At 40.0% G+C, this 16417-nt stretch carries 19 protein-coding genes; 8 read left to right on the forward strand and 11 right to left on the reverse strand.

The genetic code is table 11. The annotated features are described in order from the left end of the window. Positions 1-9: 9 nt before the first annotated feature. The 3 genes from dapF to ABJK37_RS21585 all read right to left on the reverse strand — a co-directional run bounded on the left by dapF (position 10) and on the right by ABJK37_RS21585 (position 2429). Positions 10-840: a diaminopimelate epimerase gene (gene dapF, locus ABJK37_RS21575; protein WP_348358137.1), complete on the reverse strand. Its 831-nt coding sequence runs from the start codon at positions 838-840 to the stop codon at positions 10-12. A gap of 167 nt (positions 841-1007) precedes the next feature. Continuing rightward, positions 1008-2258, reverse strand: a complete 1251-nt coding sequence (lysA, locus tag ABJK37_RS21580; RefSeq protein WP_348358140.1) for a diaminopimelate decarboxylase — start codon at positions 2256-2258, stop codon at positions 1008-1010. Further along, positions 2259-2429: a lipoprotein gene (locus ABJK37_RS21585; RefSeq protein ID WP_348358142.1), complete on the reverse strand. Its 171-nt coding sequence runs from the start codon at positions 2427-2429 to the stop codon at positions 2259-2261. It abuts the gene before it with no gap. Between the two features lie 387 nt (positions 2430-2816). Between ABJK37_RS21585 and rraA the strand changes: the two genes are divergently transcribed. Next, positions 2817-3302, forward strand: coding sequence for a ribonuclease E activity regulator RraA (gene rraA, locus ABJK37_RS21590; RefSeq protein WP_348358144.1), 486 nt, complete (start codon positions 2817-2819; stop codon positions 3300-3302). Between the two features lie 124 nt (positions 3303-3426). On the opposite strand, the gene ABJK37_RS21595 is transcribed toward rraA, so the two are convergent. The 4 genes from ABJK37_RS21595 to ABJK37_RS21610 all read right to left on the reverse strand — a co-directional run bounded on the left by ABJK37_RS21595 (position 3427) and on the right by ABJK37_RS21610 (position 5731). Then, a complete protein-coding gene (locus ABJK37_RS21595) occupies positions 3427-3834 on the reverse strand; it encodes a biopolymer transporter ExbD (protein WP_348358146.1) in 408 nt (135 codons plus the stop codon). A gap of 99 nt (positions 3835-3933) precedes the next feature. Then, positions 3934-4734, reverse strand: coding sequence for a CLCA_X family protein (locus tag ABJK37_RS21600; RefSeq protein ID WP_348358147.1), 801 nt, complete (start codon positions 4732-4734; stop codon positions 3934-3936). 9 nt (positions 4735-4743) lie between these two features. Beyond that, a complete protein-coding gene (gene fldB / locus ABJK37_RS21605; protein ID WP_348358149.1) occupies positions 4744-5286 on the reverse strand; it encodes a flavodoxin FldB in 543 nt (180 codons plus the stop codon). 34 nt (positions 5287-5320) lie between these two features. After that, positions 5321-5731: a nuclear transport factor 2 family protein gene (locus tag ABJK37_RS21610; RefSeq protein WP_348358152.1), complete on the reverse strand. Its 411-nt coding sequence runs from the start codon at positions 5729-5731 to the stop codon at positions 5321-5323. 225 nt (positions 5732-5956) lie between these two features. Between ABJK37_RS21610 and ABJK37_RS21615 the strand changes: the two genes are divergently transcribed. The 6 genes from ABJK37_RS21615 to ABJK37_RS21640 all read left to right on the forward strand — a co-directional run bounded on the left by ABJK37_RS21615 (position 5957) and on the right by ABJK37_RS21640 (position 11850). Then, positions 5957-7096 carry a hypothetical protein gene (locus tag ABJK37_RS21615; protein WP_348358154.1) on the forward strand — a complete coding sequence of 380 codons (1140 nt, stop codon included), beginning with the start codon at positions 5957-5959 and terminating at the stop codon, positions 7094-7096. A 352-nt stretch (positions 7097-7448) separates the two neighbouring features. Continuing rightward, on the forward strand, positions 7449-7790 hold the full coding sequence (locus ABJK37_RS21620; RefSeq protein ID WP_348358156.1) for a YciI family protein: 342 nt from the start codon (positions 7449-7451) through the stop codon (positions 7788-7790). 47 nt (positions 7791-7837) lie between these two features. After that, positions 7838-9067, forward strand: coding sequence for a sigma-70 family RNA polymerase sigma factor (locus ABJK37_RS21625; protein WP_348358158.1), 1230 nt, complete (start codon positions 7838-7840; stop codon positions 9065-9067). A 95-nt stretch (positions 9068-9162) separates the two neighbouring features. Continuing rightward, positions 9163-9576, forward strand: coding sequence for a DUF393 domain-containing protein (locus ABJK37_RS21630; protein WP_348358160.1), 414 nt, complete (start codon positions 9163-9165; stop codon positions 9574-9576). Next, the gene (locus ABJK37_RS21635) at positions 9569-10303 is read left to right on the forward strand and encodes an SDR family NAD(P)-dependent oxidoreductase (protein ID WP_348358162.1); all 735 of its coding nucleotides are present in this window, start codon (positions 9569-9571) and stop codon (positions 10301-10303) included. The genes ABJK37_RS21630 and ABJK37_RS21635 overlap by 8 nt, the downstream gene beginning before the upstream one ends. A 125-nt stretch (positions 10304-10428) precedes the next feature. Then, complete coding sequence (locus ABJK37_RS21640; protein WP_348358164.1) at positions 10429-11850, forward strand: sodium-dependent transporter; 1422 nt, start codon at positions 10429-10431, stop codon at positions 11848-11850. A 320-nt stretch (positions 11851-12170) separates the two neighbouring features. Here the strand turns inward: ABJK37_RS21640 and ABJK37_RS21645 are convergent, their stop codons facing one another. From ABJK37_RS21645 to ABJK37_RS21660, 4 genes are all read right to left on the reverse strand, one after another. Then, entirely contained in the window at positions 12171-12524 is a 354-nt protein-coding gene (locus ABJK37_RS21645) for a hypothetical protein (RefSeq protein ID WP_348358167.1), read from the reverse strand. A gap of 200 nt (positions 12525-12724) precedes the next feature. Then, a complete protein-coding gene (gene trpS, locus ABJK37_RS21650) occupies positions 12725-13747 on the reverse strand; it encodes a tryptophan--tRNA ligase (protein WP_348358169.1) in 1023 nt (340 codons plus the stop codon). Between the two features lie 561 nt (positions 13748-14308). Continuing rightward, positions 14309-15121 (reverse strand): NAD-dependent epimerase/dehydratase family protein, encoded by an 813-nt coding sequence (locus ABJK37_RS21655; RefSeq protein WP_348358171.1) that lies wholly within the window; start codon positions 15119-15121, stop codon positions 14309-14311. A 38-nt stretch (positions 15122-15159) separates the two neighbouring features. Beyond that, positions 15160-15942 carry a YggN family protein gene (locus ABJK37_RS21660; RefSeq protein ID WP_348358173.1) on the reverse strand — a complete coding sequence of 261 codons (783 nt, stop codon included), beginning with the start codon at positions 15940-15942 and terminating at the stop codon, positions 15160-15162. A gap of 267 nt (positions 15943-16209) precedes the next feature. Between ABJK37_RS21660 and ABJK37_RS21665 the strand changes: the two genes are divergently transcribed. After that, a complete protein-coding gene (locus ABJK37_RS21665) occupies positions 16210-16407 on the forward strand; it encodes a hypothetical protein (protein WP_348358175.1) in 198 nt (65 codons plus the stop codon). Positions 16408-16417: the final 10 nt, after the last annotated feature.

Consider the following 16417-nt stretch of genomic DNA (forward strand, 5'->3'; position numbering starts at 1 on the left):
ACTCTTTACTCATAAGTTTATATATCCATCAAAAATATGTTCTGCAGCGCCAGTCATTTTTAATACGTTGTCTTTACCTTGCCAACGTATTTTTAAACTGCCCCCTGGTAAATCAACTCTTACGTCTTTACTTAACCTGTTTTGCAATTGTCCCACAGCGACTGCTGCGCAAGCGCCACTTCCACAGGCAAGTGTTTCACCCGCGCCTCGTTCATAAACACGCAATTTGATATGGCTGGGGTTAATAATCTGCATAAAACCCACGTTGGCACCCTCAGTAAAACGTTCGTGTTTTTCAAGCAAAGGGCCCATTGTTGCAACATCTGCGGTTTGCACGTCATCGACTAACAATACACAATGTGGATTTCCCATGGATACAGCACCACAGAAAAACGTCTGTTCTTGCGCTCTTAATATGTAAATTTTTTCACGTTTGTTAGCTTTTATCGGCACCAAGCTTGGCTCAAACTCAGGTACACCCATATTCACTGTTACTTGTCCATCTTTCTCAAGATATAGAACCATTTTTCCAGCTTTAGTGCTGACCACAATTTTATTGCGGTTGGTTAAACCTTTCATTTTTACGAAACGAGCAAAACATCGCGCTCCGTTACCGCACTGGGATACCTCGCTACCATCTGCGTTAAATATTCTGTAATGAAAATCTTGGTCAGGATCATAAGGTGGCTCAACCATCAAAAGTTGATCGAATCCTATACCAAAATTTCTGTCTGAGAGTTGTTGTATCTTCTCTTTAGAAAAAAATACGTTTTGTGTTACGTTATCAATAACTACAAAATCATTTCCCAGACCATGCATCTTTGAAAACTGGATTTGCATTGCGACTACTTAGCTAAAATTTTTGTCAACACGCATTACAAGCGACGTGATTGATATTATGAAATTAGTTATATCATTTCAGAGAAAGACTGACTATGTCTTTAACTAACAACGGGCTAAATAATCGCAAAATGAATAACATTTTGAACAGTAAGTTATCACTATACTTAAGTTGGTATGTGCTCACTTTCAAATAACTGCTCTAATTTCTCACGTTCTCTCACCAGGTGCATATTGCCACCATCAATTAACACTTCCGCGGCTCTACAGCGACTGTTGTAGTTCGAGGCCATAACAAAACCATAGGCTCCGGCACTGCGCACCGCTAGATAGTCATCAGGTGCAATCGCTAGTTCACGACCTTTACCAATAAAATCGCCGGTTTCACAAATGGGACCGACTACATCATAAACCGCTTTAGGCCTTTTAGCTGAGGTGTTAAGTGGAATAATACTTTGCCATGCCGAGTAAAGAGCGGGGCGAAGCAGGTCGTTCATTGCGGCATCAACAATTGCAAAGTTTTTCTCAGCGCCTTGTTTTAAAAATTCCACCTTGGTTAATAACACACCGGCATTGGCCATAATTGCACGGCCCGGTTCAAAGATAAGCAATAGCTGCTCTCGACCGACTAATCGTTCAGCGATGGCTTGTGTATACTGGTCCGGATGCGGCGGTTTTTCATCATCATAGGTCACACCTAATCCACCGCCTACGTCAAGGTGTTGTATATGGATTCCGTGTGTAGCCAATTCATCAATCAAGGCTAACAAAATGTCTAACGCATCAATAAAAGGCGTTAAATCGGTTAGCTGAGAGCCAATGTGGCAATCAATACCTACTACATTTAAGAAGGGCAAGCTGTTGGCATATTGGTAAATTTCGATAGCTTGTTGGCGTTCGACCCCAAATTTATTGTCTTTGAGACCTGTAGAAATATAGGGGTGAGTTTTAGCGTCGACATCAGGATTGACCCGAATAGAAATTGGCGCTTTTTTGCCTGCTTGCTCAGCCACTTCGTTAATACGTGCTAACTCACTACGAGACTCAACGTTAAAACACTTAATATCGTGTTGTAACCCTAAGGAAATTTCTTCATGGGTCTTACCCACTCCTGAAAAGACTATTTTACTAGGATCCCCACCAGCTTTTAGTACTCGCGTAAGCTCACCACCAGACACGATATCAAAGCCAGAACCGAGTTTAGCTAAAACATTTAATACCGCTAAATTTGAGTTAGCTTTGACTGCATAACAAACTAAGTGTGGTTGACTGCCTGCTGCTTTATTAAACGCAAGCCAATGCCGTTCAATTGTCGCCTTTGAATAGACATAACAAGGTGTACCGTATTGTTGAGCAACACTTTCTAGGGATACGTCTTCCGCGAACAGTTGTTGATTTTTATAGGCAAAGTAGTCCAATCAATCTTCTCCTTTTTCGGTAGACTCAGTTAATGGTTTTGAGTCTTGTGAGCTGCTGTTTGTAGTGGGTTCTTCAGGCAAATATAAAGCACGTTTTTGGCCGCAGGCAGTCAGTACCAAAACTGCCAATAATGTTACGCCCATTGCTTTGAATTTAGCTTTGTTGGTCATAGCAACAACTCAATTAATTTTTAGGGTGCAATAATGTCATTACCTAGGTTAAAAACAAAGAGATCTCGGGAGAGAATTGCATAATTTATGTAATATGGCATAACAAGTAGGAGCCGCCTTCAAATTCTTGGTACTGCAGAAAACACTATTACCCCTATGAAAGTATCTTGCATGGCAGAAATACAGGATGTATGGGCACCGTTGATTTTGACTAGATGCACATTCAAATGAAACAGGGCGAGTCGAGAGACTCGTTATCTAGATATGAGTCGCAATTTAAGTGAAATTTTATATTAAAACTAAAGCACGACATAAAATATGTTTACGCTGGATTTGCTGCACGCTAGCAGTATACTAAAACCTCACTAATCTAAATTTGGAACAAACATGGATTACAATACTTCTACTCTTTGTGATGTTTTTGCCGACAGTGTTGACGTGGTTGAACCCATGTTTGTGAGTTTTGGCGGACGATCTTCTTACGGTGGCGAAATTACTACCATCAAGTGTTTTGAAGATAAGGGATTAGTCCTAAAAGCCTTAGAGCAGCCTGGTTTAGGCAAAGTGTTGTTGATAGACGGTGGTGGCTCTATGCGCAGGGCGTTAATTGATTCGAGTACAGCGCAATTAGCATTTGATAATGGTTGGGAAGGCATTGTGTGTTACGGCAGCGTGCGTGAAGTAGAAGATCTAGAAGATATTAATATTGGTATTCATGCTATTGCATCCATTCCGGTGAGTGCCGATGATCAAGAATTCGGTGAAATAGACGTAGCGGTTAACTTTGGTGGTGTGACATTTTTACCAGAAGACCATCTATACGCAGATACTACAGGGATAATACTTTCGCCAGAACCACTTGATCTTGAGTGATTTTTATTTTTTTGATTGCCTTTACAAAAGCATCTAGCTTAAAGTTTGTAATCGATTTTAAAATAAAAAAAGGCCGCTAATCATATGACTAGCGGCCTTTTAATTAATTGTTAATTTAATGCTTTTAGTTAGCCACTAAAACCGAAACGTTTGCTATACCGGCTTTTTTCACTTCATTGATAACTTCAGTGACATCACCGTGCTTAGCTTTTGGATGAGCCTGAACAGCGGCAGAATCTTGGTTATTTTCTGCCAAGAAGCTTTGAATATTGGCTTCAACGCGGCGTATATCTACTTGGCGACCATTAACAACAATAGTGCCATCTTCTTCCACTCGAATAGCTAACGATCTAACATTAGTTGGTGGTGGAGGCGTATTAGAATCTTTAGGACGATTAACTTCTATACCCCTCTCTTTCACAAAAGAAGTGGTAACAATAAAGAAGATAAGCATGATGAACACTATGTCCAACATGGGAGTCATATCAATTGCAGCTTCGTCGTCAGAACTGCCGTGCTTTTTTCTTTTCATCGGTATAAATCGCCAATTGGGTTAAAACGAGACTGCCTAGTATAAAGGCAGTTAGACTGTAGAGCATCTATTAATTAGCTTTAAATTAACAAAATACTCTTATTTAATGTTTTTCGACTTCGCCATAGCGTGCCCCAAATGATAAAAATAATCCAGTAGGTTTTTAGAAAAAATTATTCTGAGTCCTTTATCAGGGTAGATACCCATCTTAGCTTCGGGACTCTGTTTAGTGCCTTGCACCAAAAATGCATTTTTAATGTGATGGTCTTGAATACAGGCTTCAAAGGCACGTGCAACAAGCTCCTGGGGACGGGCGTAATAAAATATTTTTAAAATTTTGTCTGCTTGAGCGCTGCGGTTTACAAATTCATTTGGTTGGCATTTATTCGTAGAAAGAAAAATACTTTCAAAACACAGACTGAGTTTTTCATTTAACAAATGCGGGATTTGTTGCTTGTCTTGTAACCAACATTGTGAAGCAAATTGCATAGAGGTAGTCTGAGTAAACAGCTTGTCACAAATGTAATGATCAAACGCATGAAACCATTCGTGAGCTAATGCACCTCCCCCAGCATTTTTCGCTAGGGCTAACTTTTTAGTCGTAGACTCATAGTGAGCACTACTATGTTTTCTCCCTCCGCTGCCAAAGGCCAGTGATAGACTACCATTAAGTGAAATGACTGCTTCTGGAACTTGTAATATTTCCATTAAATCACACAAAGCATCAAAAAATAGGTTGGCTGCAATTTGCTGTTCTTCAGTGGTGACCCATTTACCAATAGTGACAGTTCGAAAACCAAAAATTTTCACAATATCTTGAAAACTCACATCGGCTCCATCACGATGAGAAGGGCCGTTTCGATAGTAAGGTTTGTGAAGTCGCGACTCTGAACTTTGCAAAGTATGCTTCTACAGTAGTTTTATTTCAGTGATTAACTGATTGCACCAATTGTTGATACGTTCATCGGTTAGTTCATATTGATTTTCGTCATCTAGGCATAAACCAACAAAAAAGGCATTGTCTTCTGTCAGCGCTTTTGAGGCGATAAATTCATATCCTTGATTAGGCCAATATCCTATCACGTCACAATCGAGTACTAGCAGTTCGTCGTGCAGCATGCCTACCGCGTCCTGGAACCATTCAGCATAACCAAGTTGGTCACCCAAACCAAAAATGGCTACGGTTTTGCCTGCCAAATTTAGGCCTTTTATATCTTGCCAAGTTGCTTCCCAGTCTTCTTGAAGCTCTCCAAAATCCCAAGTAGAAATGCCAAAAATAAGAACCTCAAACTGCTCAGTTTTGGATAATTCAGTATCTTTGATATTAAATAATTCAACGCAGCTATCACTCGCTAAATGGTGAAGCTGCGCTTGTATTTTTTCGGCGGCCATCTCGGTGTAACAGGTGGTTGAGCCGTAAAATAGGCCAATTTTTAGTTCTTTGTTATTCATTAGATATTAATCGGTGTTTTAGCATTTGAGAAAGTCATTGTTGGCAGGCTGTGGCCGCATAATAGGTGACTGATTGAATTAGGCTTTGTTTCAGTTGATATATAGATAAGGCACATTGAGAGCTTACCCCGTCATGGGAAAATGCCTCCTCTATAACTGCAACCGTGTTGCCAAGTGTCAGTGAGCTTTTGATCTGTGAGCGGGCATTGGGTTGTTGCTTAAAATGCGCAACCATTGCAGTACGTAGCGCATCTTTGCTGTCTGTTTCTATCAATATTTTGTCATTTATATTGTACAACCATTTCACTTCTTGAGTGGTTAATTCAAGCATTTTGTGTATATCGTGCTGGTTGTACGCAGCGATAAATCGTTCTACTTGTATTGTCGGCGAAGCTGCGACAGATAAGGACCAGCCTATTAACACTATGAACCAAATGACTTTCATTGAATTAGATACTCCTCAAATGCGCGTTGCTACTGAGACATTATACAAAAAATATTTTGTGTCGCGGCTTTTTATATCAAATCAAAATAAGCAACCGGCAATCCCCCACGTAATTTAATGACCAAATGGTTAGTTTTATATTTCTTCATGAATTGGGGTAGGGTAAACTAATTTGCTTGAATAATCGTTTGCAACAGTGAGACTAGACCGTATATGAGAGCATATGTGGGTTTTATCATAGGGATTGGCAGTTTATTAATTAGTAGCTGCGGAAAGGGCCCAGAATTGAACAGTCCGGTAAAGCACCATTCGGATAATAAAGCAGAGCAAAGTTTGCAAGTTAATGGTCATTGGATCGTGGAACAAAATGGGCAAGTCATGCTTAATCCTCAGACATCAGGTCTAGTTAAGTGGCGTGATGGTTTGTTGACGTTAAGTGATCGAAGCGCTGACCTCTCACAGCGTTTGAGATTACGCGCTATATTAGCGGATAATGCTTTGTTAAATGGTCCTGATTTTCCAATGGTGTTATCTGAAACGTTAAAATCAAGCTGCTTCGCCCCTTACATTTCTAACAATCCAGATTTAGAGTCTTTGGTGGTTGATCCTGATGATGATGAAGTATTCTATATCATTACCGAAGATGGCTCTTATGCAGAACCCATGTCGCAGGCATGCCAACAAAAATACTTAAATTCGGGCTCGACACAATATCCCAAACTGCTCGTTAGGCTTGAATTACAAGTAAATAACACAGTGTTGATGACTCACGTGCGTCCGATTCAGTTTACTGCTGATATGCAGATTGGAGATTTCCCGAACGACGGTGTCGAAGCGCTCGCATTTGGCCAAGATAGAACTTTGTATCTTGGGGTTGAAAAAGATTCCAAGAAACAGGCGAGAGTGCTTTCGTTAATTATGGATGACGAATTTTGGCAAACTGATGAATTTGCTATAGTCACCAAATTTAGTTTAAAGCTACCTACTTTTGAGTCGGGAAATCACCCTATAAATGGTATGGACTATTATCAAACACCAGATGGTAGAGAGTTTTTACTTGCGGCTGCCAGAAATGATGAAGCGTTATGGGTAGTGGACTTATCTGGCGAGCAAGACACCGTCATTATCCCTATGACTTTTTTTGCTGAGGTTCAGGGAAACAACCAAGAGTGTGGAAATTATGAAATCATGGATAACGCTTCAATAGAAGGTGTTGCGGTGATCGATGATACTCTCTGGTTAATTAATGATCCTTGGAAGGCTATGTACTTAAACAATGTTAAGTGTGAACAAAATCGCTCTCATTACGAAATGTTTGCTCCACTGTTATTTAGTGTGCCCATACAAACCAGTTGGTTCGATTAGTTCGAGCCTTTGATTGTTCATAACAACAGATAGCATTTGCCGTTGTTCATTTTTCCCAAAATAATATCTGAATAACGGTTTGCCATTAATCATTAACATTTACACCTGAGATTGATTGAACGTTTTTTGATTGCTAATTAATGCGCCTGTTTCCTCTCATTTTTCGTTTCTTAAGTTCCATAGGTCACTCAATCATTGTGTTATTGATCATCTATATTATTAGCGTCTATGACTTATGGCATAAAAATAGTAAGTTTCTTTTAGAAAGTGTCTGAATACGCTTGGCTGTTTCGACGTTATAGTGAGAGACATTTTTTGTTTCTTACTTTTATTCAATTATAAGGAAAAATATATGCAATTTTTAGCTTTGATTTATGCGGGTGAAGACCAAGATGACGTGGATATGGAAACCTTGATAACTCAATATCAAGAATTCGAAGATCAGCTTGACTCGGCTGGTATTATGCACGGTGGCCACGCTTTAGAGGCCGTTAGTACTGCCACCTCTGTTAGGGTACGAAATGGTCAACCTGAATTGACCGATGGCCCTTTTGCAGAAACCAAAGAACAGCTTGGTGGATACTATTTGTTGGAATGCAAAGATTTGGATGAGGCCCTCGAATGGGCGGCAAAAATCCCTAGTGCACGATATGGGACCATAGAAGTCAGACCGGTGATGGTATTTGAACAGTAAAAGTACCTAAACCGTGCTCGCGATTCAAAAGTCAGGGGCTTTTGTCAATGGATAATCTAGCGCGAATTTTTCGCGCTGAATCTGGCCAAGTGTTAGCCTCGCTGGTGTATTGGTCTCGAGATTTGCAGTTAGCCGAAGATGCTCTGCAAGACGCTTGTGAACAGGCTAGCAATAAATGGCCGATTCAAGGTATTCCAACAAATACTGGCGCTTGGCTACACTTAGTCGCTAAGCGCAAACTCATCGATAAATTGCGGCACCAGCAATTTCAAAAAAATGACCAAAAGCTACAGTTAATTGAAGAATCTTTATATGCACAACCAGATTTAAAGCCAGAAACAGAATATGAAGTGCCCGATGAGAGGTTGAGATTAATTTTTACTTGTTGTCATCCCGCGTTAAAAGAGGAGGCTCAAGTGGCACTGACGCTGCGTACTTTATGTGGTTTGGAAGTGCGCGAAATTGCTCGAGCTTACCTTACTTCCGAAGCTGCTATTGGTCAGCGTATTACCCGTGCTAAAAAGAAGATAAGAGATGCTGGGATAAGCTATGAAGTTCCTAGTTCAGAGCAACTTTCCAATAGATTGCCATCGGTATTAAAAGTCATTTATTTGATCTATAACGAATCCTACACAGCGTATCAAGGTCAGTCCCTAACAAGACTCGACTTGGCAGACGAAGCCGTAAGGTTGAGCCTGTTAATGGTCAAATTGATATCCAACCCAGAGGTATTGGGTTTAGCTGCGTTAGTGTTATTTCATAACTCGCGGCGCTTGTCTCGTAGCACACAATTAGATCCCTATATTCCTTTAGAGCAGCAAAATAGAGCTTTATGGGATCACGAGCAGATTGAACAGGCTAATCAATTTATTCAGCAAGCTTTGCAATTTAAGCAGCGCGGCTCTTACCAAATTCAGGCTGCAATCAGTGCGTTACATGCAAAAGCAACGAGTTGGGAAACCACTGACTGGCAGCAAATTCAATTATTATATAGGAGTTTATTGCAACTGCACCCTTCGCCTGTTGTTGCACTAAATCTTAGTATTGCTAAAGCGAATGCTGGGCAATTGCAGCAAGCCTATGCAGATGTTTTACGTCTAGGTGAGGCATTGCAGCACTATCAACCGTATCACGCTGCCTGTAGTGAATTAGAAAGCCAATTGAACTTGCCCGAAAAAGCTTACAGATCGATAACTAAGGCAATAAATCTTACTAAAAATAATATCGAGAGGGACTTCCTAATAAAAAAACAAGGCCTGTTAGTGCGAAAAGGTTGAGTCAAAGTAAACCACTCGCCATTTTTCTTCGTACCTGTAAGCAAATCGAACTAACTAAACTTAAGCAAACTTAAGCAAAGGTGCAAATTCATTAAATGCAGCCACACTCGTCCCTTACTCTTTTTTATGATGGTTATTGCCCATTATGTTTGTTGGAAATGAACAAACTTAAGCAGTTGGATAAACAACACACTATCACTTTTGTCGACATTCAAGCGCCTTGTTTTGCAGAGGAATATCCGCAACTTGACTGGCATGCGCTAAACGCTCGTATACACGGTTATTTACCAAATGGAAAATTGATCAGTGGATTAGATGTGACTTACTTAGCTTGGCGCTTAGTAGGAAAAGGGTGGGTGTACGCACCACTGCGCTGGCCGGTGATAAGTTGGTTTGCAGACAGAGCCTACAATATATTCGCCAAAAATCGCTACCGCATATCTTATCTCTTAACGGGCAAAAAAACTTGTCGAACTTGCGAAATTAAACGAGGAACACCTGATGTTTAAGGGCAATGCTTTGGTTATAGGAGCTTCAGGCGGCATAGGCAAAACATTGGTTAGGCACCTTAGCGAATCGACGGTTTATGGAAATGTTTTTGCGGTTTCTCGCAATGCTCCTTCAGAACCAATTAAAGGTGTAAACTACTATAGTCTTGACTCTGAAAACGAAACATTAGTTTCTGAATATTGCCAACAACTCAAAAATTCTGGGATACAGTTTACGCTGGTGATATGTTGCATCGGCGCATTACAAACTCACGGCCCTAATAATATCAAACCTGAAAAACGCCTAGAAGATATTCAATCGCAACAACTTAATTATTATTTCACCGTGAATAGCATTTTACCTGCACTGTGGTTAAAACATGTGGAAGCACTACTCAAAGGGCCGCAACCGGCTACGTTGGTATTTTTTAGTGCACGGGTCGCAAGTATTGAAGATAACGAATTGGGTGGCTGGTATGGATATCGCGCCAGTAAAGCCGCTCTGAATATGTTGATAAAATGTGCACAAATCGAATGTCAAAGACGGGCAAAAAATCTCTGCCTTGTGAGTTACCATCCAGGCACAGTTGCCACAGATTTATCACAACCTTTTCAATCAAACGTGCCAGCAGGTAAGCTATTCACCGCAGATTTCACTGCCACACAGTTACTTAAAATTATTCCTAGCCTAAGTCCAGAGGACGGCCCGCACTATATTGATTGGCAGGGCCGTTATATCCCTTGGTAAGTCCTGAAAACTAGCTGTAAAGATTTTTTACTACTTTTTATGTTTAATGCGTTGGTAACATAAAAGACTTTCTGAAAATCTGCTGTTAATATCTAACAAAATTATAAAAATAAAAAGGATAGGTTATGAGCGCACCTCGCGAACAGTTTGGTTCACGTTTAGGTTTTATTCTAGCTGCAGCGGGTTCGGCTGTAGGCATCGGTAACATGGTAGGTTTCCCCGTCGCAGCGACTAAAAATGGTGGCGGCGCATTTTTGTTAATTTACGCCGTTTTTGTGGCTTTTATTTGCTTGCCCGTGATGTTGGCTGAAATGTCTGTGGGTAGAAATAGTCGTAAAGATCCATTGGGTGCCTATTCAACCATGACAAACGGTCATAAAGGCTGGAAATTGGCTGGTTGGTTGTCGATTATTACGCCTTTCATGATTGCGGTTTTTTATTTAGTCATTACGGTTTGGATCTTCGGTTATTTGTTTCATTCTTTAACGGGTAACCTTGAGATGCTAGCGGACCCCAATACTTTTGGCTCCTTTATTAATGGTTTTGATCTGTTTTATTATATGGTTGCAGTATTAGCGATTATTTATCTCATTCTTCAAGGCGGTGTAAAACAAGGTATAGAAAAAGCTGCGAAGTTTATGATGCCTACCTTGTTTATTATGTTAGTCGCCCTAGTCATTTTTGTTTTGACCTTGGACAATGCATTTGAAGGTGTGAAATATTACGTGATCCCTGACTTCAGCAAAATTAACGCTGCCGTGGTCAACGGTGCCTTATCTCAGGCATTCTTTTCATTATCTTTGGGTATGGGGATCATGATCACTTATGGCTCGTATTTAGATAGTAAGACCGATGTGCCGGGTTCAGCAAAAATGGTGGCCTTGTTAGATACCGCTGTTGCGTTTATCGCAGGTTTATTGATTCTGCCAGCGGTGTTTTCTTTTAACCCCGATATCAACACGAACGATTTAAGTGACTCGTCGGTGGGCATGATATTTACATTTTTACCTAAAATATTTTTAGCATTACAAGCCACTATTGGTTATGTAGGGGCTAGCGCTGTTGCTAGTTTTTTCTTTTTATTAGTATTTTTTGCTGCGATTACCTCCATCGTTTCAATATTTGAGGTACCAGTGGCGGCATTAATGGAAGAGAAAAAATTCAGCCGCCGCAAAGCCCTTGGTTGGATGGGGGCATTGCTGGTTATTTTTTCACTAATGGCTGCAACATCATTCGGGATATTGGATTTTTTCACTGGGTTTATCAGTTACGCAGGCCAATCCAAATCGTTCTTTGATGTGATAATTGACGTGTTTTACGACACCATCTTGCCATTGAATGGTTTGTTGATTTGTATTTTCGTTATTTACCGTTGGAAGAAAGCAAATTTCAATAAAGAACTAGATCAAGGGTCACCCGACTATGAACATAGTTGGTTTGAACGTTATGTCGATTTCTCGGTAGGGACTTTTATTCCGGTTATTTTGTTGCTGGTGCTTATCAATACCATAGCCTTAAAATATTTTGGTGCGGCACTTATTGGTTAATACCCGAATGAGTTGCAGTTAGAACAATTAAAGCCAAACCTTAACGGGTTTGGCTTTTTTGTTCTAACTTGGAAGCAGAGTCTAACGGTTGGTATGGGTTAAGTTTAAGTGGTTACCAATGAGCGACTTTACTGGTATTAACGAAAGTAACTTTGATTAACCTAAATTGCCTCTAGCCTAACTCATAGGGTGAGTTTTAATCACTAAACTGTACCGGTTTTGCATTGCTTTCTTTTCTCAAGGAAATCATATGATAGTGGATATTTAAGATCTTCTGATAAAATTTCTGAAACGATTTCACCGGTATCGACTTCTTGGATTCACAGAAATGCTTTACGTTTAACTATTTTTCTATTTAGCATATAACTTTTATCAGCTTGTAAATTCACATCGAAATTTACTACTGCAACCTTATAGCTAATAGGAATATCGCGCTGGTAAGTTTCAACCATCACCCAGAGGTTATGCTCGCCACTCTCATATTGTTTGGGCTGCTCCCAACCAATCGGCTTTTTATGGGAACACATCAAATAAACAAACTCTAAATCGTCACCTACATCTCTCTTAAAATTTTCGAATCTAAAGTGATTTTCCTTAATAGCTGTTTCGAAAGGAAATAGACTGCAACCAGTTAAACTCAGTATCAATATTAAAGACAAATTAAATTTAAACATCTCTTAACCCCTTGTTAATTTTTAAAGGTGACTAAATCCCTTACATTGAGTAAAACGCCATTTCACGGGTGATTTTTGCTGCTGGTGTAATGGTGAAAATACAATTGCGGTAATTAAATTACACTGCGTTATCACTTTAGATAAGATATGGTTGAGTGTCAATTAAGGCTTTGGAGCACAGTGCAACTAAAACGCTAATTTTAGAAAATATTCAATCCAAAAATATCTTTAACATTAAAAAGTACTTCTGCTGTTTTTTCTCTAGAGATTTGACTTCCCTTGGCTAAAGTATCCACTAGTTGAGCCTTATCATTTAAAAACTCGATTCTTCTCTCTCTTATAGGCCGGAGCATGTCCTGCAAACACTGTTCCAGTAGTTTTTTCGTAGTACCGTCACCAAGACCCCCACGTCGATAGTGCTCTTTTAATTGGCTGATATACTCTTCATCAGGATGAAAGGCATCAAGATAGGTAAACACAACATTTCCTTCTACCTTACCGGGATCGTCAACCCTTAAGTGGTTAGGGTCGGTATACATTGATTTCACAGCGGCGGAGATCTCTTTTTCAGTAGCACCAAGGTTAATGGCGTTGCCCATCGACTTAGACATCTTATTTTTTCCATCTGTACTAGGAAGCCGCGATGCATTACTGAGTAAAGGCCGACACTCACTCAAAACAATACGTCCTGCTAGTGAGTTAACCTTTCTCACTATTTCGTTAGTTTGTTCAAGCATGGGTAACTGGTCATCTCCAACAGGCACTAATGACGCATTGAACCCTGTTATATCTGCGGCTTGCGATATAGGGTAGGTTAGAAAACCAGCTGGGATAGAGCGCTCAAATCCTTTGTTTTGGATTTCACTTTTAACTGTCGGATTTCGCTCTAACCGACTGATGGTGACGAGGTTGCTGTAATACATAGTCAACTCAGCAAGGGCGGGGAGTTGAGATTGAAGGCAAATAGTTGTTTTCGACGGGTCGATACCAACAGCTAGATAATCAGCAACAACGTTAAGAATGTTGGATGACACTTTTTTCGGATTGTGAGCATTGTCAGTAAGACCTTGCATATCAGCCACAAGAATTGTTTGCTCATGAATTGCCTGCAAAGCTACACGTTGCTTTAAAGAGCCAACATAATGACCGAGATGTAATGGGCCTGTAGCTCTATCTCCGGTTAGAATAATTTCTGGTTTATCAACATTTTGTTTTGTGTTCATGGGGATATCTCCTAGTTAAAATAGATCGCTACTGGAGATACAAAAGAAATGACAGTCTTAGCTACCTACCAGCAGCTTAAGAATGTAAGAATTCCGTGCCGCTCTAAATAGAGCGCCACCAGAAAAAGAATGATGTGGGCGTTGAAATGTATTTCATGCAGACAATTTAACGATAATCCGGTCGAAATTCAACACCGAGCAGTGGATTGCTAATAGAAAAACTGATGTAAAAACATTGTTGTTAGGCAAGGCAATCAAAATGCTCTAAATCGTACAGGGGTAAAATCGAGTTATCCCTAACGCAGGATTTTCGCTCAGGTTATGTGAAAACTTAAACGCACAAATTAAATAGATATTGCTGTAAACACTATCTAGAAAGCACAGAAATTTCATAACTCCAACCACCATGAACTCTCTACTAGGATATCCCCTGAAGATACCCCTAATCGAATGGGCGTGTAGTCAATGCTGCCAGAGGGCTCGCTAGTAACGTTTAGCCTGCTAATTACATGTCATGTAGTCTTTGTAAACGAGCTATAAAATTGGCGCAGATCTTGTGATTCACAACATATCATAAGGGCTAGGGTATTGAAGTGTTATATCCAGTAGGCGTATGCTCGCCGCTGCATTGATTATCTTGCCGTCAGATGCTTCTAATTCGTCAATAAATTGTGGTATTGCTAATTTGAGGCGCTTAGCAGCCCAAGTATAATAGTTTTGTCTGGTAGGGTGTTCGGCGGCACTTAACAACAAGGTTTGCCCCCAAATTTCATTTCTAATGATACTTTCAATGCTTTGAATGACGTCTACTTGGTGCACTAAATTAACGCGGGTATTAGGTGCTGCTAATGCGGTTTTTCCTGCCAAATAGATGACTGGATGCCTATCCTCTCCCACTAGCCCAGAAAGTCTCATTGTGGTGGCATTTGAGGAAAAATATTCTTGTACTAACTGTTCAATTTGTAGGTTTATTTGGCCAGATTGAGTATTGGGAGAGGTCGCGGAATGTTCAGATAGCTCACCTTTTTGGGCGCCATATACTGAAGTTGTACTAACAAAAACCACTCTTTTAACTGTGCTTGTGACAAGGCGTTTTAATAAGTCGTTTATATTGGCAAGGAAGGTCCCATTTGCATTGCTTTTTCGCCCGACAGGAATATTTAAAATTAATAAATCAGAGTTAAAAATTGCTTCAAGGTTGTTAGTTGAAAGTTTGTCACCGAGATTGAACTGTAACCCTTTAAACCCCAATGTATTTAGTTTTGCGCAGCCAGTTTCAGAACGATTAGTGGCCACAATATTGTGGCCACTTTTTTGTAAACTTAAACCTAAGGGTTGTCCTAACCAACCACATCCTACAATTGCAATTTGCATGAATATTTTTCGTCTAACAGTATGGTAACCCTAAGTTATCACATTGCCTGATAATCATGGCTAACTTGAATGACGTCAAGACCAGAAAGTTGTTTGATGTGCATTTGTAATTGGTTTTCTGCGTTGTCAACTCTAGCAAGGGTAGTGCATAGTTGTTCGGCTTGTTCTTCTAGTGCTTCGGCTTGGTATTCTATTTTTTGTTCCATTTGTTCGCCAAAACGTTCCATTTTTTGTTCGAACCTATCCATATCGCCACCGTTAAATATAAGCTGGGTACCTATGGCCACCATTATGTGTCCAATTGATTCCGTGACAAGGCTTTCGATTGCATTTTCAAACTGAGCTTCCCATTGGTGCCCAAAAAACTCACCATTTTCAAATGAATCAGAATGCAATCGAATGTCACCATTTTCTGAATAAAAGTTGTATTGGATTTGTTGATCTAGATCCCGCAACTTATCGGACAAATCTGCCAGTGAGGTGTTATCAGAGCCCAATAGTTCGGTAAATACTTCGTTTAAAGCGGTACTCGCCAAAGCGACTGCTTCTGTAGCGATTGCCGCAGCTTGTGGTGCCGCTTGATTGATACCGTCATAATAACTATCTACCCAACGTTGTTGTTGCGTATCCAAAGTTAGTGCAACACCATCAACATACAAAGTCTTATCTTCAGCAATAGTAAGCTGGGTTTTGTTGTCCAAAGTGACGGCCAACACATTGTTTTCTAGTTGCATGTTGCCGCTAAACTCAACGTTACACTGATTCGCTAATGCTGGAACTGAACAGCACGTTAACGCTGCTGCAAAAATCGTGGTACGCATAATATTCTCCTAAATGGGTCAGATTGACTCAGTAAATAGAGCAAAGCTTAGGCCATAAAATAAAACTTATATAAAACAACTGTTTACGTTTTTTTCGATATGCAGTCTGACAAAAAATGAGGCGAAGTTAGTGAATATCACTAATAAATGAGATTTTGTGCCACTAGCCTTGGAACTTAAAACGAGGAGATTTTATTTTTATGTCTTTTGGGATCCGCATGTTTTGGTGCATAATATACGCAGTTTTATATACATAGGAATTAACTAATGAGCAATTGGCATGAACCCATTTTATTTGGCTTTACTTTAATTACCTTTGTTCTAGGTATTAGCAGTCTCATTATGAGCTTTTTACCTACACCAGAAGGTCATAACGTCATGCAGTCTAAAGTTGAATATAGCTTTTTTGGTGTGGCTGCTTTGGCTTTATTCGCGGTGTTCGTTTATGCCCTAGCCACAGCCTAGGGTTAGATTT

Origin of the sequence: Paraglaciecola sp. (assembly GCF_039964565.1) — a bacterium.
GTDB lineage: Bacteria > Pseudomonadota > Gammaproteobacteria > Enterobacterales > Alteromonadaceae > Paraglaciecola.